A 22,195-nucleotide genomic window follows, 5' to 3' on the forward strand; every position below is an offset into this window, starting at 1 on the left:
TGCGACCAGCGCCGAACACGGTATGGGCAAAAAAGCCCCGCCCCGGCAGAGATGCCGGGGCGGGGCGCTTTTCGTCAACGAGACATTTCGAGAAGGGCAGGGCCCTTAACGGAACATCGCGCTGATCGATTCTTCATTGCTGATGCGGCGAACCGCTTCGGCAACAACCGGTGCGATATCCAGTTGACGGATACGTGCACAGGCTTGTGCTGCAGCGGACAGCGGGATGGTGTTAGTGACCACCAGCTCGTCCAGCACGGAATTTTCGATATTCTCGATGGCCCGGCCCGACAGCACAGGGTGTGTGCAGTAGGCAAAGACCTTGGCTGCGCCATGCTCTTTCAGGGCCTTGGCCGCGTGGCACAGAGTGCCGGCGGTATCGACCATGTCATCGACCAGAATGCAGGTACGCCCTTCGACATCACCGATGATATGCATCACTTCAGAGTGATTGGCTTTCTCACGGCGTTTGTCGATGATCCCGAGATCAACGCCCAGGGACTTGGCAACGGCACGTGCACGCACGACGCCACCAATGTCCGGGGACACGATCATCAGATTCTCGAAGCGCTGATCTTCGATGTCATCCACCAGAACCGGGGAGCCGTAGATGTTATCTACCGGAATATCGAAGAAACCCTGAATCTGGTCAGCATGCAGATCAACCGTGAGAACACGGTCGATGCCGACTACGGTAAGCATGTCAGCGACGACTTTCGCGCTGATAGCCACACGTGCGGAACGCGGACGGCGATCCTGACGGGCATAACCAAAATAAGGAATAACAGCAGTGATACGAGTAGCCGAGGAGCGGCGGAAGGCATCAGCCATCACTACCAGTTCCATCAGGTTATCGTTGGTCGGAGCGCAAGTCGGCTGAATAATGAAGACGTCTTTACCACGAACGTTTTCATTGATCTCGGCTGTAATTTCGCCGTCGGAAAACTTACCGACAGAGATGTCACCGAGAGGGATATGCAGCTGACGTACGACACGCCGAGCCAGATCGGGGTTAGCGTTCCCCGTAAAGACCATCATCTTGGACACGCGCAGTACCTAGAGGCTGAGGGTAACCTGGATGAGTATAGAAAATGGCAGGGGCGGCTGGATTCGAACCAACGCATGGCAGGATCAAAACCTGCTGCCTTACCGCTTGGCGACGCCCCTGTATCTGTTGCTTGCAAGTGCCGGGCACTTGGTTCCTTTAGAGCAGACTTTGCAGCTTGCGATGCAACATCGAAACGTTGCTTCCTTTCGCTACAAACCCTGTAAGGGTCTCTGTCAGAAGGGCCGAGACTTTATCAGCTTCAGCTTTGCTTGGGAAGCCCCCAAACACACAACTTCCAGTTCCGGTGAGTTTTGCTTCGGTAAAATTACCTAACAAATTCAATGCGTTACGTACTTCTGGATAACGTCTTGATACCACCGGCAAGCAGTCATTTCGACTGTTTCCCTCGGGAACGGGGCGCACTTTAATGGGCGGCGTGTTACGTGTCAACAATGGATCTGAAAAAATTTCTGCCGTACTAACAGAGACTTGCGGAACGAGCACGACATACCACGGTTCGGCGGGTTCGACAGGGGTCAGTTTCTCACCGACACCTTCGGCGAAAGCCGCGTGCCCACGCACGAAGACCGGGACGTCGGCACCCAGGCTCAGGCCCAGTGTTGCCAGCCGGTCTTCATCCCAGCCCAACTGCCAGAGATGATTGAGACCGAGCAGGGTGGTCGCCGCATTCGAGCTGCCCCCACCGATGCCGCCGCCCATCGGCAGGATCTTGTCGATCCAGATGTCGATGCCGAGGGCGCAACCGGATTGCTCCTGAAGTTTTTTTGCTGCACGCACGATCAGGTTGCTGTCGTGGGGCACGCCGTCGAATTCGGTGTGCAGGCGAATCACGCCATCGTCACGCACGGCGAAGGTGATTTCGTCGCCGTAGTCGAGGAACTGAAAAATCGTCTGCAACTCGTGATAGCCGTCTTCACGGCGACCGAGAATGTGCAGCATCAGATTGAGTTTGGCCGGCGATGGCAGTGTCAGGCGTGGAGCGGTCATGCTTATTGCCCCAACTTGCGCGGTTGCCAGGTCTTGATCACCAGCGTCACGTCCAGATCGGTGCCGTGCAGTTTGATCCGCTCGGGTAGCCAGTAACCATTCTGTTCGGCATAACCGAGGTATTCGACCTGCCAGCCGTCCTGTTCCAGATTGGCCAGACGACTGTCTCCATCGAGGGTCAGGCGGCTCTTGCTGGCCGGAGCCGGCAGGCCGCGAACCCACCAGGCCAGGTTCGATACCGGCAATTTCCAGCCGAGCTGTTCTTCCAGCAGGACTTCCGGGGACTGTGCGTCATAGCGGCCCTGATTGGCGACTTCCAGCGAGACCTTGCCCGGGCGACCGGTCAACCGTGCTGCGCCACGACCCAGCGGGCCGGACAGGCGGATGTCGTAATAATCCTGGCGCTGCAGCCAGAACAGCGTGCCGCTGCCCGAGTCTTTCGGGGCGCGGATGCCGATCTTACCGTCGATCTGCCAGCCATCGAGGCCGGTCAGTTGCTGTTTGTTAGCGGCCCATTGTGCCGGGCTGCCATGGCCCTCGACCGATTCGCGAGCGCCAAAACCCGCGCAACCGGCGAGCAGGGCGATGAAGCTGAAAACTATGACGTGGCGCAAAAACATGAGTTAAAGAGTCTCGGATCCGGTCAGGCGCTTAATGGTGCTGCGCAGGATGGTGCTGTCGGGCTGATCCTTGAGGAACTTGCCCCAGATTTGTTTCGCTTCGCGCTGATTGCCTTTGGTCCACAGCACTTCGCCCAGGTGAGCGGCGACTTCGTGATCGGGGAAGCGTTCGAGGGCCTGGCGCAGGTACTTCTCGGCGTCATCCAGGTTGCCCATGCGGAAATTCACCCAGCCGAGGCTGTCGAGTACCGCCGGGTCTTCCGGATTGATCTGGTGGGCCTGCTCGATCAACGCCTTGGCTTCGGCGTAGCGCGTGGTGCGGTCGGACAGGGTGTAGCCGAGGGCGTTGAGGGCCATGGCATTGTCCGGATCGCGCTTGATGATCAGGCGCAGGTCTTTTTCCATCTGCGCCAGGTCATTGCGTTTTTCCGCCTGCATGGCCCGGGTGTAGAGCAGATTCAGGTCGTCCGGGTATTGCAGCAACGCCTGTTGCAGGGTTTTCCAGGCCTTGTCGCCCTGATTGTTGGCGGACAGGGTCTCGGCTTCGATCAGGTACAGCTGAATCGCGTAATCCGGCTGCGCATCACGTTCGGCGGCCAGTTTGCTCTGGGCTTCGGCGGTCTTGCCGTTGTTCATCAGAATGTCGGCCTGACGCAGTTGCGCCGGCAGATAGTCGTTGCCCGGGCCGACCTGGGCGTACTCGATCAGCGCGCCTTGCGGGTCGTTGCGTTCTTCGGCGATGCGGCCCAGGTTCAGGTGGGCCGAATCGACATGGCTTTCGCGGGCGATCAGGTCTTCCAGGTAACCCTTGGCCTCGTCCCAGGCCTTGGCTTCCAGGCACACCAGTGCCAGCGAGTAACGCAGTTCGTCGTCTTCCGGGTATTGCTGGACCAGGGTGGAGAACTCGACTTTGGCGTCGTCCATCCGGTCCTGTTCCACCAGCATTCGTGCGTAAGTCAGGCGCAGGCGCTTGTCGTCCGGGTACTTCTTGATGTTCTTCTGCAGCAGTGGCAGGGCCTCGTCGCCACGGTTCAGCCCTTGCAACAGTCGGGCACGCAGCAGGATCGGGGCGATTTCTCCGTCATCCGGCGGATTGTCTTCGAGCAGGGTCAGCGCACCTTTGGTGTCGCCGTCCTGCTGCATCAACAGGGCCTTGCCGAAAATCAGCTGATTGTTGTGCGGATGACGCTGCAACAGACGGTCGAAACTCTTCATCAGGCCGTTGCGGGTTTCCTGATCGGTGTCGGCGGCCGACAGCGCGAGGAAGTCGAAATGGGTGTCGCCCTTGCCCTGCAGGACTTTCTCCATGTAGACCATCGAGTCGTCATAACGCCCGGCGCGTGCCAGTTGAACGGCGGCGGCCCGTTGCGCTTCGAGGTCGTCCGGCGCGTTTTTCGCCCAGATCAACGCGGTATCCAGCGCCGGTTGATCCGCGCCCAGGTACTCGGCGATACGGAACGCCCGCTCGGAAACACCCGGATCCTGGGTATTGATGGCCTGGGTCACGTAGTTGTCCAGGGCAATGTCGAAACGATTGCGCTGGCCGGCGAGTTCGGCGCTCAGCAGGCTGAACACCGTTTCCTCGCTGAACGAGCTGTAAACCTTGGGCTTTTCAGGGGCTGGCGTGGTGTCTTCGACCGATGAGGTGCCATCGTGCGAAACGGGGGCCAAGGCCTGGCAGCCGCTGAGGAAGACAAAAGCAAGGAGCAACGCGGAAGATCTATTCATATAGGAGAAGGACGACTAACCTGCGGTCGGATCATCATGACACAAGCCTTCGGCCAAACATAACCGAGTCTCGATTGTGGCCATTATAGGGGCCGACAATTGGGACAATAGTCAGCGGTAGTTGTTCTGAATCTGACGAAGTAGGACAATTGCCGGCTTCACGTCACCATCAGCGACCTTGAATGGCCTTCCTTGCACTCGGTATCAACCACAAGACTGCTTCAGTAGACGTCCGCGAGCGCGTGGCCTTTACCCCTGAGCAGCTGGTGGAGGCCTTGCAGCAGCTCTGCCGACTCACCGACAGCCGCGAAGCTGCGATCCTTTCCACCTGCAATCGCAGTGAACTGTATATAGAACAGGATCAGCTTTCGGCCGATATCGTGCTGCGCTGGCTGGCCGACTATCACCATTTAAGCCTCGATGAGCTGCGCGCGAGTGCTTATGTGCACGAAGATGATGCGGCAGTTCGTCACATGATGCGCGTCGCCTCCGGGCTCGACTCGCTGGTGCTGGGCGAACCGCAGATCCTCGGCCAGATGAAATCGGCCTACGCCGTGGCTCGCGAGGCCGGCACCATCGGGCCGCTGCTCGGGCGTTTGTTTCAGGCAACGTTCAACGCTGCCAAACAAGTGCGTACAGATACCGCCATCGGTGAAAACCCGGTGTCCGTGGCGTTTGCCGCCGTCAGCCTGGCCAAACAGATTTTCAGCGACCTGCAACGCAGTCAGGCCCTGCTGATCGGCGCCGGCGAGACCATCACCCTGGTCGCCCGCCATCTGCATGAGCTGGGGGTCAAGCGCATCGTCGTGGCCAACCGCACACTGGAGCGCGCCAGCCTGTTGGCCGAACAGTTCGGCGCCCACGCGGTGCTGCTGTCGGACATCCCGGCCGAACTGGTGCGCAGCGACATCGTCATCAGCTCCACCGCCAGTCAGTTGCCGATCCTCGGCAAGGGCGCGGTGGAAAGCGCCTTGAAGCTGCGCAAGCACAAACCGATCTTCATGGTCGACATTGCCGTTCCCCGGGATATCGAACCGGAAGTCGGCGAGCTCGACGACGTTTACCTTTATAGCGTCGACGATCTGCACGAAGTGGTCGCCGAAAACCTCAAGAGCCGTCAGGGCGCAGCGCAAGCGGCCGAAGAGATGGTTTCGGTCGGTGCCGACGATTTCATGGTGCGTCTGCGTGAACTGGCGGCGGTCGACGTGCTCAAGGCCTATCGTCAACAGAGCGAACGCCTGCGCGATGAAGAGCTGCAAAAGGCCCTGCGCCTGCTGGCCAACGGCGGCAATGCCGAAGACGTTCTCGGGCAACTGGCCCGTGGCCTGACCAATAAACTCCTGCACGCCCCGAGCGTGCAGTTGAAAAAGCTTTCTGCCGAAGGCCGCCTCGATGCGCTGGCCATGGCCCAGGAACTCTTTGCCCTCGAGGGCTCACCGGATAGCTTTTCGGATAAAAAACCGCAATGAAAGCGTCACTGCTCAATAAGCTGGATATCCTCCAGGACCGTTTCGAGGAACTGACGGCGCTGCTCGGCGACGCCGAGGTCATTTCCGATCAGACCAAATTCCGCGCCTATTCCAAGGAATACGCCGAAGTCGAGCCGGTCGTCGAAGCCTATAAACAGCTGCTCAAGGCCCAGGCCGATCTGGAAGGCGCCCAGGCGCTGCTCAAGGACGGCGACCCGGACATGCGCGAAATGGCCGTGGAAGAAGTCCGCGAAACCAAAGAGCAACTCATCGAGCTGGAAGCCACGCTACAGCGCATGCTGCTGCCCAAGGACCCCAACGACGGGCGCAACGTGTTCCTCGAAATCCGCGCCGGCACCGGTGGCGACGAGGCGGCGATCTTCTCCGGCGACCTGTTCCGCATGTACTCGCGTTACGCCGAGAAGCGCGGCTGGCGGGTGGAAATCCTCTCGGAGAACGAAGGCGAACACGGCGGCTATAAAGAAGTCATTGCCCGGGTCGAAGGCGACAACGTCTACGGCAAGCTGAAGTTCGAGTCCGGCGCCCACCGCGTGCAGCGCGTGCCGGCCACCGAATCCCAAGGCCGGATCCACACCTCGGCCTGCACCGTGGCGGTATTGCCGGAACCGGACGAGCAGGAAGCGATCGAGATCAACCCGGCGGACTTGCGCGTCGACACGTACCGTTCTTCCGGGGCCGGTGGTCAGCACGTCAACAAGACCGACTCGGCGATTCGTATCACCCACTTGCCGACCGGCATCGTGGTCGAGTGCCAGGAAGAACGTTCCCAGCACAAGAACCGGGCGCGGGCGATGGCCTGGCTGTCGGCCAAGCTCAACGACCAGCAGACCGCAGCAGCGGCGAACGCCATCGCCAGCGAGCGTAAGTTGCTGGTGGGTTCCGGTGATCGCTCCGAGCGTATCCGTACCTACAACTTTGCCCAGGGCCGGGTCACCGACCACCGCGTCAACCTGACCCTGTATTCCCTCGACGAAATCCTTGCCGGTGGCGTCGAAGCGGTGATCGAGCCGTTGCTGGCCGAATACCAGGCCGACCAACTGGCAGCGATAGGTGAATAAATGACCATCATCGCCAGCCTGTTGCGCGCCGCCGAACTGCCGGACTCGCCCACGGCGCGTCTGGATGCCGAATTGCTCCTCGCCGCGGCGCTGGGCAAGTCCCGCAGTTTTCTCCACACCTGGCCTGAGCGTATCGTGCCGAGCGAAGCCGTCCTGGTGTTCGCCGAGTACCTTCAACGCCGTCGCAGCGGTGAACCGGTGGCCTACATTCTGGGCCAGCAAGGGTTCTGGAAGCTCGATCTGGAAGTCGCGCCGCACACGCTGATCCCGCGCCCGGACACCGAACTGCTGGTGGAGGCCGCACTGGAATTGCTGCCGGTGACCCGGGCCAAGGTTCTCGACCTCGGCACCGGCAGCGGGGCGATTGCGCTCGCTCTGGCCAGCGAGCGTCCGGCGTGGAACGTCACTGCCGTGGATCGCGTGCTGGAAGCTGTGGCCCTGGCCGAGCGCAACCGTCAGCGTCTGCATCTGAACAATGCCACGGTGCTCAGCAGCCACTGGTTCAGCGCCCTCGAAGGCAAGCGGTTTGAACTGATCATCAGCAACCCGCCCTACATTCGCGCCGCCGATCCGCACCTGGTCGAAGGCGATGTGCGTTTCGAACCGGAAAGCGCCTTGGTGGCTGGCATCGACGGGCTCGACGATCTGCGTCTGATCATCGCCCAGGCCCCGGCACATCTGGAGGCCGGAGGCTGGCTGATGCTCGAACACGGCTATGATCAAGCCGAAGCCGTGCGCGATCTGCTGCTGACGCAAGGTTTTGAAGAAGTCCACAGCCGCACCGATCTGGGCGGCCATCAACGGATCAGCCTGGGGCGCCTGCCGTGCTGAATGATCAGGAATTGTTGCGCTACAGTCGGCAGATCCTGCTGCAACACATCGATATCGATGGTCAGTTGAAGCTCAAGGACAGCCGCGTGCTGATCGTCGGCCTTGGTGGTCTCGGCGCGCCGGTTGCCTTGTATCTGGCGGCGGCGGGTGTCGGCGAGTTGCATCTGGCAGACTTTGACACGGTCGACCTGACCAACCTGCAACGCCAGATCATTCACGACACCGACAGCGTCGGCATGACCAAGGTCGACTCGGCGCTCAAACGCCTGAGCGCGATCAACCCTGAAATTCAACTGGTGCCCCATCGTCAGGCACTGGACGAGGACTCCCTCGCTGCCGCCGTGGCAGCGGTGGATCTGGTGCTCGACTGCTCGGACAATTTCTCCACCCGCGAAGCGGTCAACGCTGCATGTGTGGTGGCGCGCAAACCGCTGGTCAGTGGTGCGGCGATCCGCCTCGAGGGGCAACTCTCGGTGTTCGACCCGCGTCGCGCCGAGAGCCCGTGCTACCACTGCCTGTACGGGCACGGCAGCGAAGCCGAACTGACCTGCAGCGAAGCCGGCGTGGTCGGGCCGCTGGTCGGTCTGGTCGGCAGCCTGCAAGCGCTGGAAGCGTTGAAATTGCTGGCAGGTTTCGGTGAGCCACTGGTAGGGCGTCTGCTGTTGATCGATGCGTTGGGTTCGCGATTCCGTGAACTGCGGGTCAAGCGTGATCCGGGATGCAGCGTCTGTGGTTCGCACCATGCGTGAGGCGCCGATCGCCGTATTCGACTCCGGCGTTGGCGGCCTGTCGGTGCTGGCGGAAATCCAGCATCTGCTGCCCAATGAATCGCTGCTCTACCTCGGCGATTGCGGCCACATTCCTTATGGCGAGAAAACCCCGGAATTCATACGCCAGCGTTGCAGCGTGATGGCCGGTTTTTTCCGCGAGCAGGGCGCCAAGGCGCTGGTGATCGCTTGCAACACCGCGACGGTTGCCGGCGTCGCCGATCTGCGGCGTGATTTTCCCGACTGGCCGATTGTCGGCATGGAGCCCGCGGTCAAGCCGGCCGCTGCAGCCACCCGCAGCGGCGTGGTCGGTGTACTCGCCACCACCGGCACATTGCAGAGCGCGAAGTTTGCGGCCCTGCTGGATCGTTTTGCTACCGATATTCGGGTGATCACTCAGCCGTGCCCGGGGCTGGTGGAGCTGATCGAAAACGGCGACCTGCACAGCGCCGAGCTGCAATTGTTACTTCGAGGCTACGTCGAACCGCTGCTGGCCGCGGGTTGCGACACGATCATTCTCGGCTGCACGCACTATCCGTTTCTCAAGCCGATGCTCAAGACCATGCTTCCCCAGGACATCAGCCTGATCGACACGGGCGCTGCCGTGGCACGGCAACTTCAGCGTCTGCTGGCCGAGCGCGAACTGCTCGCCGAGGGCCCGAACCGTCCCGCCAGATTCTGGACCAGTGCCGATCCGCAATCCTTGAAAAACATCCTTCCGCTGCTGGGACAATTGCCCGGCGATGTGCAAAGCTTCGGTTTGTAAAAAAGATGTGTCATAACTAAAAATCAGCTGAACTTCTGTTCACGCGCCGATTTCTATAGCGTCAAGCAAACTAAAAACCATACGACCGTTCGGAAAAGGATGTTTCAAGTGAAGCGACTATTCTGCTTGGCTGCGATTGCGGCCGCACTGGTGGGGCACAGTTTTACCGCGCAAGCCGCGGGCGTGGAATTCGGGGTTGGGGCAACCAGCGATTCAACGATGACTTATCGCCTGGGGATGAATTTCGACTGGGACAAGAGCTGGCTGCAAAGCGATGTCGGTCGCCTGACCGGTTACTGGAGCGGCGCCTATACCTACTGGGAAGGTGACAAGGGCTCCAGCAACAACAGCCTGTCGTTCTCGCCGGTGTTTGTTTACGAGTTCTCGGGCGAATCGATCAAGCCCTACGTCGAGGCTGGTATCGGCGCTGCGGTGTTCTCCAACACCGAGTACGAAGGCAACAAGATCGGCCAAGCCTTCCAGTTCGAAGACCGCATCGGTTTCGGTCTGCGCTTCCATGGCGGGCACGAAGTGGGGATTCGCGCGACTCACTATTCCAACGCCGGCATGTCGAGCAACAACGACGGGGTAGAAAGCTACTCGCTGCACTACACGATGCCGTTGTAAACCCATGAAAAAGGAGCGCCTGGCGCTCCTTTTTGGTATTCAGCGATACGCCGTCGCAATCCCCTTGCGTTCCTCGATGCACTCCGGCGCGCCCATTTCGAATTCGCGGCAGATCAGCGGGCGTTTTTCGTAGATCGTGCACATCATCGTGTCGCGATCCAGCGCCGCGCACCAACCGTCGTCCAGACGCAGCATCACTTCCCCGCCCCAATCATCGGTATCGATATAGCGCTCGGGCACGCCGGTGTCGGTGATCAGCATGACTTCGAGCTGACAGCAGCAGGCCGCGCAGGTCGAACAGGTGACTGCGGGCTCGTCGATTTGCTGGAGGGGAATGGTTTTCATGGACGCCAGTGTACGGCAGTGCCCGATGGACGTGTGAAAGCCCTGACAGACGATTAGCCTTCCAGACGCCCGGACAGTTGGTGCAACAACGGAAACAGCAGCGCCCACAACAGACCGATACCGATCAACGTCGGTAACTCGCCGTAGGGAAATTGCACCCCGGCCAGTCGTCCACCGGCGCAATACGACAACGCGCCACCGACGGCCCCGAGCACACTCGCCAGCCACCAGGGCCGCGCGCTCCATTGCAGGCAATGGCGCAACGTCGTGGCGAGCAGTGCCCACAGCAACATCAGCCACAGCGGAATCAACGGCGACAGGTCCTTGAACTCGAAGACCCCGAGGCCGCGCAGGCCACTGTCCACGGCGGTGCCCAGAATCACCACGCTGAGGATCAGCCGACCCTCTGCCGCCCAACTGCCGATCCAGCGCAGATGAATCACCAGTACTGCCAACGCCACCAGCAACCACAGACTGTTGCCGCCGAGCACGCAGGCCAGCCAGCCGATCTGGAACAGAACTGCGTTCGTGATCCGCTCAAGCATCGAAGCGTCCGAGCAGCGGGGCCGGCATGGCCGCCGGTTTGGCCAACAGCAATTGTGCGGTGCCGATAGTGCGTTCGAGGAAGCCGCCCTCGCAGTAGCACAGATAGAATTCCCACAATCGCAGGAAATAATCGTCGTAGCCCAATTCGCTGAGGCGACCGTGGGCGTGGCGAAAATTCTCATGCCACAGGCGCAGGGTCCGGGCGTAGTGCAGGCCGAAATCTTCCATGTGCAACAGGTTCATGTCGGTGTCGCGGCTGACGATTTCGAGCATCTTCTGCACACAGGGCAGGGCGCCGCCGGGGAAGATGTAACGCTGGATGAAATCCACACCGCGTTTCGCTTGCTCGTAGCGCTGGTCCCGGATGGTGATCGCTTGCAGAAGCATCAGGCCGTTGCTCTTGAGCAGGTGCGCGCATTGCTTGAAATAGGTTGGCAGAAAGCGATGGCCGACCGCTTCGATCATCTCGATCGACACCAATTTGTCGTACTGGCCGGTGAGGTCGCGGTAGTCCTTGAGCAGCAGCGTTACCCGGTCCTGCAAGCCGAGGGTTTCGATGCGCCGGGCCGTGAACGCGTATTGCTCCTTGGACAGCGTGGTCGTGGTGACTTTGCAGCCATAGTGCTGCGCGGCATACAGCGCCATGCTGCCCCAGCCAGTGCCGATCTCCAGCAGGTGATCGCCGGGTTCAAGTGCGAGCTTCTGGCAGATCCGCTCCAGTTTGTTCAGTTGCGCCTGTTCCAGGCTGTCGTCGGGGCGCAGGAACTGCGCCGCGGAATACATCATGGTCGGGTCGAGAAACTGCTCGAACAGATCGTTGCCGAGGTCGTAGTGCGCGGCGATGTTTTTCTGCGAGCCTTTGCGCGTGTTGCGGTTGAGCCAGTGCAGGCCGCGCACCAGCGGCCGGCCGATTTTCGCCAGTCCGCCTTCCATGCCGTCGAGCACCTCAAGGTTGCTGACGAAGACCCGTACCACGGCCGTCAGGTCCGGCGAGCTCCAGTAGCCATGAATGAAGGCTTCACCGGCACCGATCGAGCCGTTACCCGCGACCATGCCCCACACCGCCGAGTCGAGAACATGAATCTCGCCCGACAAGTCACTGCCCGGCGTGCCGAAGACCTGGCGTTCGCCCTCTTCGATCACCACCAGTTGCCCATGCTTGAGCTGTGCGAGCTGACGAAGTACACCGCGACGCAGCAGCGAACCGGTGATGCCGTGTGTACTGAACGGGATGGCGGCTCTGGCTGAAACGCTAGAGGATTTCATGGCGGTGCTCCTCGGGAGTCGCAGTGGCGGTTCGAAAGCTGTCGTCAGCAGTCCGATGGGAAAACAGTGGGGTGCGCTTGAGCAGCAATCGCAGGGCCTGCCAATAGATTGCGAGGGCGGTCTTGGCGGTCATCCATGGAAAACGCCACAAATGCCGGTGCAGATTGCGTCGATCAAGGGTTTCGCGTTTGAGGTTGAGTGTGGCGTCGAACAATTTGTGTTCGCCCTGCCAGTCGGCCATGTGCACGCCAAGGGTTTGCGCGGCGGGGCTGAAGCTCATGCGGTATTCCAGATCCGGCGGCAGGAACGGAGACACGTGAAACGCCTTGGCCACGGCAAAGTGCTGGTGAAAGTCGCGCACATTGTTGGGCGCTCGAGCCGGGAGCACATAGTGATAGCGCTCGCGCCACGGCGTGTTGCTGACTTCGCAGAGAATCGCCGCCAGTTGCCCGTCGGCTTCGTGGCAATAAAAGAAACTCACGGGGTTGAATGCCAGGCCCCAACTGCGCGGCTGGGTCAGCAGGCAGATCGGGCCCTGCGGCTCGTGACCGAGGGCCTCACCGACCAGCAGACGCACGGCATCAATCAACCGCACGCCGCGCCCGGTAAAGGTCTTGAGGTAGTCGGTCTCGCGAAATGAAAACGGTGCAAAGCGGCTCGCGCCCGCCAAGGGTGACAGGTTCAGTACGGCGTCCTGCTCGGTCAGGTCGAGGTAGATCAACCCGATCCGGTAGCGGAACTCATGCCGGCGTGGGGCAAATCGCCGATGGGCGATCCAGCCACTGTAGAGCGCGCTGTTCACAGGCTTTCTCCGAACGTTGCGGCGACGCGTAACGCGCTGACCACGCCGTCTTCATGAAAACCGTTGGCCCAATAGGCGCCGCAATAATGGGTGTGTTGCGCACCGTCGAGTTCGGCCCAGCGCTGCTGCGCGGCCACCGCTGCAAGGTTGAATTGCGGATGGGCGTAGGTGAAGCGGGCAAGCACTTTGGACGGGCTGATACCGGCGCTCTGGTTGAGGCTGACGCAGAACGTGGTGTCGCTCTGGATGCCTTGCAGGATGTTCATGTCGTAAGTCACGGCAGCCTGGGTATGACCGGCCCCGCCGAGGCGATAGTTCCAGCTGGCCCAGGCCCGTTTGCGGGTCGGCAGCAGGCGGGTGTCGGTGTGCAGCACCACTTCGTTGTCGGCGTAGGGCAGGGCACCGAGGATTTCTCGCTCGGCACGGCTCGGATTGGCCAGCAGACGCAGCGCCTGATCGCTGTGGCAGGCCAGCACGACTTTGTCGAAGTGTTCGATGCCGACGGGGCTGTGGATAACCACACCGTGTTCGTTGCGTTCAATCCGGTTTACCGGACAGTTCGTGCGGATCCGCTCTTTGAATGACTCGGTCAGCGGCTCGATGTAAGCACTCGAGCCTCCCTCGATTACCCGCCATTGCGGACGATTGCTGACCGACAACAAACCGTGGTTCTCGAAGAACCGCACAAAGAACTGCAATGGAAAATTCAGCATCTCGGCCATCGGCATCGACCAGATCGCTGCGCCCATCGGCACGATGTAGTGCAGGATGAAGCGCTCGCCGTAGCCGCCGGCCTTGAGGTAATCGTCCAGCGTGGTATCGACGGTAATCCGCTGTTCGGCGAGGTCGCGCCGGGCTTCCTTGTTGAAGCGCAGGATATCGCGCAGCATGCCCCAGAACCCCGGTGACAACAGATTGCTGCGTTGGGCGAACAGGCTGTCGAGGTTGTTGCCGTTGTACTCCAGACCGGTGTCGGGGTCGGTCACCGAGAAGCTCATCTCGGTAGCTTTGGCAGTCACGCCCAATTGGCCGAGCAGGCGGATGAAGTTCGGATACGTCCAGTCGTTGAACACGATGAATCCGGTGTCCACCGCGTAATCACGCCCATCCACCGTCACGTCCACCGTGTGCGTATGTCCGCCGACCCAGTCGCCGGCCTCGAACACCGTGACCTGATGTCGGCGATTGAGCAGGTAGGCGCAGGTCAGGCCTGCGATTCCGCTGCCGACAATGGCAATGTTCATGTCGCATCCCGCAGCGGTGGTGTGCTGCGCACCATGCGCTTGCCGATGGCCAGTTGCACCCGGGCGGGCATTTTCGACAGTGGCCACAGGACCGCCATGAACAGCGCTGGAAAGGCTATTTCCAGCGGCTGCTCCTTGAGCTTGGCAAAAATGTGCCGTGCAGCTTTATCCACAGGCCAGCTCAACGGCATCGGGAAATCGTTTTTCGCCGTCAACGGTGTTTCGACAAAGCCCGGGCTGATGACCGTGACTTCAATGCCTTCGTCCGCCAGATCGATGCGCAACGATTCGAACAGATAACGCAACCCGGCCTTCGACGCGCCGTAGGCTTCGGCGCGGGGCAATGGTACGTAAGTGACGGAACTCGCCATTCCCACCAGATGCGGCGCGGTTCCCTTGCGCAACAAGGGAAGGGCGGCTTCGATGCAATAACTGCTGGCGAGCAGGTTGGTGCGCACCACATGTTCGACGATCGAGGCGTCGAACTGCTGGGCATCGACGTACTCGCAAGTGCCGGCGTTGAGGATCACGCTGTCCAGCGATCCCCACTCCAGCGCGATCTGTTCGCCGATCTCGCGTACGGTCTGGCTGTTGGTCAAATCTCCCGGTACCACCAGCACTTGTCCAGGATAGCGTTGTGACAACACTTTGAGCGGTGCGACCTGACGGGAACTGACCGCCAGGTGCGCGCCGGTTTTCAGTATTTCTTCGGCAAGTGCTGCACCGATGCCACTGCTGGCACCGGTCAGCCAATAACGTCTTGGAGTTGTACGACTCATCCCATTCTCCCTTTCAGCCAGGTAATTACCCGTCCCAATATTGGTAGATGTTCGTAAAGCAATGCCCCGGCATCGAAGTAATCCCGGTGGCGATAAACCTTGTCGCGCCAGAGCAGGTGCGAACACCCCGTGACACGGATAAGCCGACCGCCGGCCAGACGCGGGTGGCGGTAGCTCATGACCCAGCGCAGGTAGCCTTCGCAGTCGCCGATCTGGTCGAAACCATGGAAGTCGAACCGCAACTCGGTGACGTTGGCGTACAGCTCACTGAAGTAGTCGCGCAATTGCGTCAGCCCCTGCACCTCGTGCAGCGGATCGGTGAAATGAATGTCCTCGCTGTAGAGCGCGTCCAGGTTGTGCAGGTTGTCTTTGTTCAACTGCGCGAACTGGCGTGCGAAACGGCGCAGGAATTCACTCATACCCGCCTCCGGCCGCCTGGCGTTGGGGCAGGTTCTTGAACGCGGTCAGCGCCCGCTCCCGCGAAGTGCTCAGGTTGACGATCGGCGGCGGATAATTCGCCACCCCGAACAGCCCGCCGGCACTCGCCGGGTTGTGTACTTCTTTCTTGTTCAGGCCGGCCAGTTCAGGCAGCCAGTGCTTGATGAACAGGCCTTCGCTGTCGAATTTTTCCGACTGGCTGACCGGGTTGAAAATCCGGAAGTACGGCGCCGCATCGGTGCCGGTCGATGCGCTCCACTGCCAGCCGCCGTTGTTTGCCGCCAGGTCGCCGTCGATCAGGTGGCGCATGAAAAAGCGTTCGCCTTCGCGCCAGTCGATCAGTAGGTTCTTGGTCAGGAACATCGCCACCACCATCCGCAGACGGTTGTGCATCCAGCCGGTTTCGAGCAATTGGCGCATGGCCGCGTCGATGATCGGCAGGCCAGTGCGGGCCTCCTGCCAGGCCGCGAGCTCCTGCGGCGCATCGCGCCAGGCCAGGGCTTCGGTTTCCGGGCGGAACGCGCGATGCCGGGATACCCGTGGATAGCCCACCAGAATGTGTTTGTAGAACTCGCGCCACAGCAGCTCGTTGATCCAGGTGACGGCGCCGACCTTGCCGCTTTCGAATTCGCCCTGATTGCTTTGCAGCGCGGCATGCAGGCACTGGCGCGGCGAGATCACCCCGGCGGCAAGATAGGCCGAGAGCTGACTGGTGCCGGGCTTGGCCGGGAAGTCGCGTTCGCTTTTGTAATAGTCGATCTGCACATCGGCGAAGGTGTCGAGGCGTCGTCGGGCTTCGGCTTCACCGGCGGGCCACAGGTCGCGCAGGGATTGGCCGGGTGTCGGGAAACCCTCGATCGACTCGGGCACAGGATCGCTGGCGATGTTCAGCGGGGCCTGCGCGGACGGCGCTTTTATCAGCGGCGGCATCGAACGATGCAAACGTTCATAGCAGACTTTGCGGAACTGGCTGAACACCTGAAAGTAGGTGCCGGACTTGGTCAGCACGCTGCCGGGTTTGAACAGCAACTGATCAAGGTAGCTGTGGAACGAGATGCCTTCTGCTTTCAACGCCCGCTCAACCGCTGCATCGCGGCGGCTTTCATGAATGCCATATTCTTCGTTGACGTGAACGGCCTCGACCTGCAATTGCCGGCACAGCTCAAGCAGCACCACGGGGGCTTGATCCCAGCGCGGAGCGCTGCGGATCAGCAACGGGATGTTCAGTTTGCCGAGGCTCTCGCTCAGCTTCTGCAGGTTGCGTAGCCAGAAGTCGATCTTGCACGGTGCGTCGTCATGTTCCTGCCATTGTTCGGGGCTCAACAGGTACACGGCCACGGTCGGGCCACGCTCGGCGGCGGCCGTCAGGGCGGTGTTGTCATGTTGGCGCAGGTCGCTGCGCAGCCAGATCAATTGCATGGCGTTCTCGACACTCTTCATTAAATCAACCCACGCTCTATCAGCACCTGATGGGCCGACAGAGGATCTTCGGCCAGGTACAGATCAGCGATCTCGGAGGTTCTTACGGATAACTCGGCGTGGTGGATGCACACCGTTGGTCCGGCAATCATTTTGGGGCAAGTGACGCCGTTCAACAGTTTCGGCAACTGCGCAGGGTTCATGGCTTTGCTGGAATACAGCAGTACACCACGGGCTTGCAGATGATCGATCGCCAACGCCAGCTCTCCTGCCGGCAACGGCCAGTCGAACACCTGCACCGGGCAATCGGCGCTGCTGATCAACCAGGCGCAGAGCCACAGGTGCGGCTCCAGCAGTAAGTCCGATTGATTGACCAGCAGCAGCGGTGCGCTGCGCAACTGACGGTTGTTATGGTAGATGCGCGCGCCGAATTTGCTACGCAGCCAGGCGTGAAAGAACACCCGTTCCATCTGCGCACCGAACTGGCCCTGCCAGCGCTGTTCAAGATCTGCCAGCAACGGCATCAGCAATTGCTCGCACAGGGTTCGTGGCGGGTACAACGCCATGGCCTGATTGACGCTGTCGTCGAGGCTGCGCTCGTTCAATTGGGTGACCGCCAGCAGTGCGGCCTGATGCAGCGGCTGCCATTCGTTTTCCAGCGGCTCGTTGAAGGCTTGCGGTGTGTCGAGCAGCGGTTTGACCTGACTGACCGCCACGCCCCGATTGAGCCAGGTGAGGATGGTCTGGATGCGCTGCACGTGTTCGGCCGAATACAGGCGGTGACCTTTGGGTGTGCGCTGGGGCACGATCAGTCCGTAACGGCGCTCCCAGGCGCGCAGGGTGATCGCGTTGACGCCGGTCTGGCGCGCGACCTCGCGGATCGGCAGCCAGCCTTCGTCGAGGGCTTTCTTGAAGTCGGCGCCGAGGTCTTCGCGGGCGCTGGTGTCGGGTGAGTCGTTCATCAAATGGCGTTTCGCAGGCTGAGGTTTTCCGGGTGCGGCTGCAGGTAAACCTGTTGCGCGATGTACGGATCGGGGTGTTGGCGAAAGTGATGTTTGAGCAGCGTCAGCGGCACCACCAACGGCACGATGCCGTGGCGGTATTGGCCGATGACGTGCTGCATTTCCTGTTTGTCTTCGGCACTGATGGCCCGTTTCAGGTAACCGCTGATGTGCTGCAACACGTTGCTGTGGGTGCGGCGGGTGGCGCAGGTGCTCAGCGCCGCCATCAACTGGCTGAAGTAGCGCGGGCCGAGCTCCACGGGATCGATGCCGCTCATGTTGCCCAGCAGATTGCCCAGCGCCTTGTATTGCACCGGGTTGTGAGCCATCAGCAGGTATTTGTAGCGTGAGTGGAAGTCGGTCAGGGCGCGGCGGCTCAGGCCCTGTTCGAGCACCTGCTGCCAGTCGCTGTAGGCAAAGACGCGGGTGATGAAGTTTTCCCGCAGGACCGGATCGTTCAGACGTCCGGCTTCTTCGACCGGCAGGTCCGGGTGCCGGGCGCAGAAGGCTTGGGCATAGATCCCGCGCGCGCTGCCAATCGGTGCTCCGTTGTGGTGATAGACCTTGACCCGCTCCAGCCCGCAGGATGGCGATTGCTGCATGAAGATGTAGCCGCAGATGTCATCGAGTTCGGTGGCCATTTTCTGGCCATAAGCGGACAGCGCGTCGGTGACGTCGGTCTCGCGATGAACAGTGCCGAGGGCCTGCGGATGATCCGGGTCGCCCACCAGCCGGATCGGCTCGCGCGGAATGCCCAGGCCGATCGCGACCTCCGGGCACACCGGGACAAACTGGAAATACTCAGTGAGGGTGCGGGTGCACAGCCGAGACTCTTTGTGTCCGCCGTTGTAGCGCACTTCGGCGCCCATCAGGCAGGCGCTGATGGCGATTTTGGGTGGAGACTGTTCGGACATGAAGGCACCTCGAATCCAGATTTGTACAGAAGTCTTTATCTGTACAACATGCCATCAGCATAGATTCAAAGCTGTACAAGTCAAACTATTTGTACAAGATTTTGGAGGGGGCTAAAGCCAGCCCATTTTCCAGTGCGCCTCGTCCTGCAATGCCTGCCAGTCCAATTGTTGACTGCGTCGGGTCAACACGGCCTGCAACTCGATCTCCAACACCGTGCCGTCCTCGTCGCGGAACAGTTCGGTCACCAGAAAATGCTTTTCTCGGTTTTGCGGGAGGGCTGCTGTCCATTTCGACAGCAGCAATTTGCTCGGATTGAAACGGTTCACAGCAGGTGTTCCTGCAAGCGGCGCGCAGCTTCCTGACCGCTTAGCCATGCCCCTTCGACCCGTCCCGACAGACACCAGTCACCGCACGCATACAGCCCCAGATCGGCATCCGCCAGTGTGCCCCACTCATGGCTGGTGGAGGGGCGGGCATAGAGCCAGCGGTGAGCGAGGCTGAAGGTGGGTGCCGGCATGGCGCTGTGCAGCAACTCGGCGAAGGCACCGTGCAACTGCTCGATCACAGCCTCCTTGGGCAAGTCGATGTGCTGCCGGCTCCAGGCGCTGGTGGCGTGCAGTACCCAGGTGTCGAGCGTGTTGTCGCGTCCCGGTTTGCTGCGGTTGCGTGCCAGCCAGTCGAGGGCGCTGTCTTGCACGAAGCAGCCTTCGATGGGCGTATCCAGCGGCTTGTCGAAGGCGAGAGCGACAGCCCAGGTCGGGTCCATCTTCACGCCTGCAGCGGCCCCGGCCAGTTTCGGCGCAGCGGCCAGCAACGCGGTGGCCTGCGGTGCAGGAGTGGCGATCACCACATGGCTGAACGGCCCGTGGGTGAAGCCCTCGGCATCTTGCAGGTGCCAGTGTTCTTCGCCGCGATAGACCTCGGTGATCCGGCAGGCGAAGTGCACTTCCAGGCCGTCGAGCAAACCACGGGTGATGGCGCTCATGCGCGGGGTGCCGACCCAGCGGGTCTGCTCGTCCGGTGACAGGTTCAACTGCCCGCCATGAAAGGTGTAGAGCTGAGGTGTCCATTCGGCGACCCAGCCCTGGCTTTGCCAGCGCTGGACTTCGGTGACGAAGCGTCGGTCGCGGGCGGTGAAATACTGCGCGCCCATGTCCAGCGAGCCAGCGTCACTGCGCTTGCTCGACATGCGTCCGCCGCTGCCACGGCTTTTATCGAACAACTGAACGGTGTGCCCGGCATCCGTCAGGGCCTGGGCGGCGGAAAGTCCGGCGATGCCGGTGCCAATGATTGCGATAGGTACAGTCATAGGGGCCTCGTTTACCTTTCTGTACAGACTACGCCGTGGATGAAACCTGTACAATTTTGTTTTTTGGTATAACTTCCAGCGTTTTCGTTCTGACAGCTTGGCCTATTGTTAAACAATAGAGCCTGCCCGATAGAAAAGATCCCTGCTTATAAAAATAGACTAGGGATCGGGGTAAAACGCCACGCGAGGAAGATGTCATGCACATATTGCTGACCGGCGGTACTGGATTGATCGGACGTCAGCTCTGCCGGCACTGGCTGGGGCAGGGGCATCGCTTGACTGTACTGAGTCGTCGTGCGGACAAAGTCGCAAAAATCTGCGGGGCGCCAGTGCGTGGCATTGCGCGCCTGGAGGACTTTGGCGACGAGCCGGTCGACGTGATCGTCAACCTCGCCGGCGCGCCGATTGCCGACCGTCCGTGGACCCATCGGCGCAAAACCGTGCTGTGGAGCAGTCGCATCACGCTCACTGAATCACTGCTCACGTGGCTGGAAAACCGCGGGCAGAAACCGTCGTTGCTGATTTCCGGTTCGGCGGTGGGTTGGTACGGTGACGGAGGCGAACGCGAATTGACCGAAGAATCGCCACCGGTGATCGACGATTTCGCCAGTCAGTTGTGTATTGCCTGGGAGGAAACCGCGCAGCGTGCCGAAGCGATGGACATTCGTGTGGTGCTGGTGCGAACGGGGCTGGTGCTGTCGGCCGAGGGCGGTTTTTTGTCGCGCCTGTTGCTGCCGTTCAAGCTCGGACTGGGAGGGCCTTTGGGCAATGGTCGGCAGTGGATGTCGTGGATTCATATCGATGACCAAATCGCCCTGATTGATTTTCTTCTGCATCGCGATCAGGCCAGTGGTCCTTATAATGCGTGCGCACCGAAACCTGTGCGCAATCGCGAATTCGCCAAGACGCTGGGCAGCGTGCTGCACCGCCCGGCGTTCATGCCGATGCCGGCCCTGGCCTTGAAGGTCGGTCTCGGCGAGATGTCATTGCTGTTGCTGGGTGGCCAACGTGCCACGCCGACACGCTTGCTGGAAGCCGGATTCACTTTCCGGTTCACGGATTTACGCGCGGCCCTGGACGATCTCTCCAGCCGCCTCTGAAATAGGACGTTGCATGACCGATCACGCCTTGCTTCTGGTCAACCTGGGTTCGCCGGCCTCCACTTCGGTGGCCGACGTACGCAGTTACCTCAATCAATTTCTGATGGACCCGTATGTGATCGACCTGCCGTGGCCGGTGCGGCGTCTGTTGGTGTCGCTGATCCTGATCAAGCGCCCCGAGCAGTCGGCCCATGCCTACGCCTCGATCTGGTGGGACGAAGGCTCGCCGCTGGTGGTGCTCAGTCGTCGCCTGCAACAGCAGATGAAGGCGCAGTGGACCCACGGCCCGGTTGAACTGGCCATGCGTTACGGCGAGCCGTCGATTGAAACCAGCCTGCTGAAGCTGGTCGCGGCGGGGCACAAGCGCATCACCCTCGCGCCGCTTTATCCACAGTTCGCCGACAGCACCACGACGACGGTGATCGAAGAAGCCAAACGAGTCGTGCGCGAGAAGAAACTCGATGTGCAGTTGTCGGTGTTGCAGCCGTTCTACGATCAGCCGGAATACCTCGACGCGCTGGTGGCGAGCGCCAAACCGCACTTGCAGCAGGATTACGATCACCTGCTGTTGAGCTTCCACGGTTTGCCGGAGCGGCACCTGACCAAGCTCGATCCGACCGGCAATCATTGCTTCAAGGATGACAACTGCTGCAAGAATGCCTCGGCTGCCGTATTGGCCACTTGTTATCGCGCACAATGCCTGCGCACGGCGGCATTGTTCGCTGAACGCATGGGGCTGCCGGACGGCAAATGGTCGGTGTCGTTTCAGTCACGGCTGGGCCGGGCGAAATGGATCGAGCCCTACACCGAAGCACGGCTGGATGAGTTGGCCAAGAGCGGTGTGAAGAAGATTCTGGTGATGTGCCCGGCGTTTGTTGCCGATTGCATCGAGACCCTGGAAGAGATCGGCGATCGCGGCAAGGAACAGTTCCGCGAGGCGGGAGGGGAGGAGTTGGTGCTGGTGCCGTGCCTGAACGATGACCCGCAATGGGCCAAGGCATTGGCGGCGCTTTGTGAACGGGCGCCGTTGGCGCTTTAAAAGTCAAAAGCTTCGCGAGCAAGCCCGCTCCCACAGGAGATCAAATGTG

General features: G+C 60.8%; 24 protein-coding genes and 1 tRNA gene. 8 read left to right on the forward strand and 17 right to left on the reverse strand.

What is annotated here, in order from left to right:
- Positions 1–105: 105 nt before the first annotated feature.
- From ACW9HX_RS20540 to ACW9HX_RS20560, 5 genes are all read right to left on the reverse strand, one after another.
- Entirely contained in the window at positions 106–1,047 is a 942-nt protein-coding gene (locus ACW9HX_RS20540) for a ribose-phosphate pyrophosphokinase (RefSeq protein WP_003171603.1), read from the reverse strand.
- A gap of 45 nt (positions 1,048–1,092) precedes the next feature.
- A tRNA-Gln gene (locus ACW9HX_RS20545) sits at positions 1,093–1,167 on the reverse strand.
- Between the two features lie 37 nt (positions 1,168–1,204).
- A complete protein-coding gene (ispE, locus tag ACW9HX_RS20550) occupies positions 1,205–2,056 on the reverse strand; it encodes a 4-(cytidine 5'-diphospho)-2-C-methyl-D-erythritol kinase (RefSeq protein WP_457382008.1) in 852 nt (283 codons plus the stop codon).
- Between the two features lie 2 nt (positions 2,057–2,058).
- Positions 2,059–2,676 carry a lipoprotein insertase outer membrane protein LolB gene (gene lolB, locus ACW9HX_RS20555; protein ID WP_096822732.1) on the reverse strand — a complete coding sequence of 206 codons (618 nt, stop codon included), beginning with the start codon at positions 2,674–2,676 and terminating at the stop codon, positions 2,059–2,061.
- A 3-nt stretch (positions 2,677–2,679) separates the two neighbouring features.
- Positions 2,680–4,404 carry a tetratricopeptide repeat protein gene (locus tag ACW9HX_RS20560; RefSeq protein WP_192558981.1) on the reverse strand — a complete coding sequence of 575 codons (1,725 nt, stop codon included), beginning with the start codon at positions 4,402–4,404 and terminating at the stop codon, positions 2,680–2,682.
- Positions 4,405–4,586: 182 nt separating this feature from the next.
- On the opposite strand from ACW9HX_RS20560, the gene hemA reads away from it, so the two are divergent.
- From hemA to ACW9HX_RS20590, 6 genes are all read left to right on the forward strand, one after another.
- The gene (gene hemA, locus ACW9HX_RS20565) at positions 4,587–5,873 is read left to right on the forward strand and encodes a glutamyl-tRNA reductase (protein ID WP_007951716.1); all 1,287 of its coding nucleotides are present in this window, start codon (positions 4,587–4,589) and stop codon (positions 5,871–5,873) included.
- Entirely contained in the window at positions 5,870–6,952 is a 1,083-nt protein-coding gene (gene prfA / locus ACW9HX_RS20570; protein WP_457382009.1) for a peptide chain release factor 1, read from the forward strand. Before hemA ends, prfA begins: the two co-directional genes overlap by 4 nt.
- Positions 6,953–7,783 (forward strand): peptide chain release factor N(5)-glutamine methyltransferase, encoded by an 831-nt coding sequence (gene prmC / locus ACW9HX_RS20575; protein ID WP_457382010.1) that lies wholly within the window; start codon positions 6,953–6,955, stop codon positions 7,781–7,783. It begins immediately after the preceding gene.
- On the forward strand, positions 7,777–8,532 hold the full coding sequence (locus ACW9HX_RS20580) for a molybdopterin-synthase adenylyltransferase MoeB (RefSeq protein WP_457382011.1): 756 nt from the start codon (positions 7,777–7,779) through the stop codon (positions 8,530–8,532). The genes prmC and ACW9HX_RS20580 overlap by 7 nt, the downstream gene beginning before the upstream one ends.
- A complete protein-coding gene (gene murI, locus ACW9HX_RS20585) occupies positions 8,525–9,316 on the forward strand; it encodes a glutamate racemase (protein ID WP_457382012.1) in 792 nt (263 codons plus the stop codon). The genes ACW9HX_RS20580 and murI overlap by 8 nt, the downstream gene beginning before the upstream one ends.
- A 108-nt stretch (positions 9,317–9,424) precedes the next feature.
- Entirely contained in the window at positions 9,425–9,943 is a 519-nt protein-coding gene (locus tag ACW9HX_RS20590; protein WP_457382013.1) for an acyloxyacyl hydrolase, read from the forward strand.
- Positions 9,944–9,982: 39 nt separating this feature from the next.
- Here ACW9HX_RS20590 and ACW9HX_RS20595 read toward each other — a convergent pair whose 3' ends face one another.
- The 12 genes from ACW9HX_RS20595 to ACW9HX_RS20650 form a co-directional block, all read right to left on the reverse strand.
- On the reverse strand, positions 9,983–10,288 hold the full coding sequence (locus tag ACW9HX_RS20595; protein WP_457382014.1) for a YkgJ family cysteine cluster protein: 306 nt from the start codon (positions 10,286–10,288) through the stop codon (positions 9,983–9,985).
- Positions 10,289–10,341: 53 nt separating this feature from the next.
- Positions 10,342–10,833, reverse strand: coding sequence for a DUF2878 domain-containing protein (locus ACW9HX_RS20600; protein WP_457382015.1), 492 nt, complete (start codon positions 10,831–10,833; stop codon positions 10,342–10,344).
- On the reverse strand, positions 10,826–12,100 hold the full coding sequence (locus ACW9HX_RS20605) for a class I SAM-dependent methyltransferase (RefSeq protein ID WP_457382016.1): 1,275 nt from the start codon (positions 12,098–12,100) through the stop codon (positions 10,826–10,828). Before ACW9HX_RS20605 ends, ACW9HX_RS20600 begins: the two co-directional genes overlap by 8 nt.
- Complete coding sequence (locus tag ACW9HX_RS20610) at positions 12,087–12,902, reverse strand: DUF1365 domain-containing protein (RefSeq protein ID WP_457382017.1); 816 nt, start codon at positions 12,900–12,902, stop codon at positions 12,087–12,089. Before ACW9HX_RS20610 ends, ACW9HX_RS20605 begins: the two co-directional genes overlap by 14 nt.
- On the reverse strand, positions 12,899–14,146 hold the full coding sequence (locus tag ACW9HX_RS20615) for an NAD(P)/FAD-dependent oxidoreductase (protein ID WP_457382018.1): 1,248 nt from the start codon (positions 14,144–14,146) through the stop codon (positions 12,899–12,901). Before ACW9HX_RS20615 ends, ACW9HX_RS20610 begins: the two co-directional genes overlap by 4 nt.
- The gene (locus ACW9HX_RS20620) at positions 14,143–14,925 is read right to left on the reverse strand and encodes an SDR family NAD(P)-dependent oxidoreductase (protein WP_457382019.1); all 783 of its coding nucleotides are present in this window, start codon (positions 14,923–14,925) and stop codon (positions 14,143–14,145) included. Before ACW9HX_RS20620 ends, ACW9HX_RS20615 begins: the two co-directional genes overlap by 4 nt.
- Complete coding sequence (locus ACW9HX_RS20625; RefSeq protein ID WP_457382020.1) at positions 14,922–15,344, reverse strand: nuclear transport factor 2 family protein; 423 nt, start codon at positions 15,342–15,344, stop codon at positions 14,922–14,924. Before ACW9HX_RS20625 ends, ACW9HX_RS20620 begins: the two co-directional genes overlap by 4 nt.
- Positions 15,337–16,782 carry a deoxyribodipyrimidine photo-lyase gene (gene phrB / locus ACW9HX_RS20630; protein WP_457382021.1) on the reverse strand — a complete coding sequence of 482 codons (1,446 nt, stop codon included), beginning with the start codon at positions 16,780–16,782 and terminating at the stop codon, positions 15,337–15,339. Before phrB ends, ACW9HX_RS20625 begins: the two co-directional genes overlap by 8 nt.
- A 20-nt stretch (positions 16,783–16,802) precedes the next feature.
- On the reverse strand, positions 16,803–17,744 hold the full coding sequence (locus tag ACW9HX_RS20635; RefSeq protein WP_457382022.1) for a MerR family transcriptional regulator: 942 nt from the start codon (positions 17,742–17,744) through the stop codon (positions 16,803–16,805).
- Complete coding sequence (locus ACW9HX_RS20640) at positions 17,744–18,697, reverse strand: YbgA family protein (RefSeq protein WP_457382023.1); 954 nt, start codon at positions 18,695–18,697, stop codon at positions 17,744–17,746. Before ACW9HX_RS20640 ends, ACW9HX_RS20635 begins: the two co-directional genes overlap by 1 nt.
- Before the next feature lie 111 nt (positions 18,698–18,808).
- Positions 18,809–19,024: a TIGR02450 family Trp-rich protein gene (locus ACW9HX_RS20645; protein WP_457382024.1), complete on the reverse strand. Its 216-nt coding sequence runs from the start codon at positions 19,022–19,024 to the stop codon at positions 18,809–18,811.
- Positions 19,021–20,007 (reverse strand): NAD(P)/FAD-dependent oxidoreductase, encoded by a 987-nt coding sequence (locus ACW9HX_RS20650; protein WP_457382025.1) that lies wholly within the window; start codon positions 20,005–20,007, stop codon positions 19,021–19,023. The genes ACW9HX_RS20645 and ACW9HX_RS20650 overlap by 4 nt, the downstream gene beginning before the upstream one ends.
- Positions 20,008–20,204: 197 nt before the next feature.
- Between ACW9HX_RS20650 and ACW9HX_RS20655 the strand changes: the two genes are divergently transcribed.
- Positions 20,205–21,107 (forward strand): TIGR01777 family oxidoreductase, encoded by a 903-nt coding sequence (locus tag ACW9HX_RS20655; RefSeq protein ID WP_457382026.1) that lies wholly within the window; start codon positions 20,205–20,207, stop codon positions 21,105–21,107.
- Between the two features lie 13 nt (positions 21,108–21,120).
- Positions 21,121–22,146 (forward strand): ferrochelatase, encoded by a 1,026-nt coding sequence (hemH, locus tag ACW9HX_RS20660; RefSeq protein ID WP_457382027.1) that lies wholly within the window; start codon positions 21,121–21,123, stop codon positions 22,144–22,146.
- Positions 22,147–22,195: the final 49 nt, after the last annotated feature.

Source organism: Pseudomonas sp. SDO52101_S400 (genome assembly GCF_054071635.1).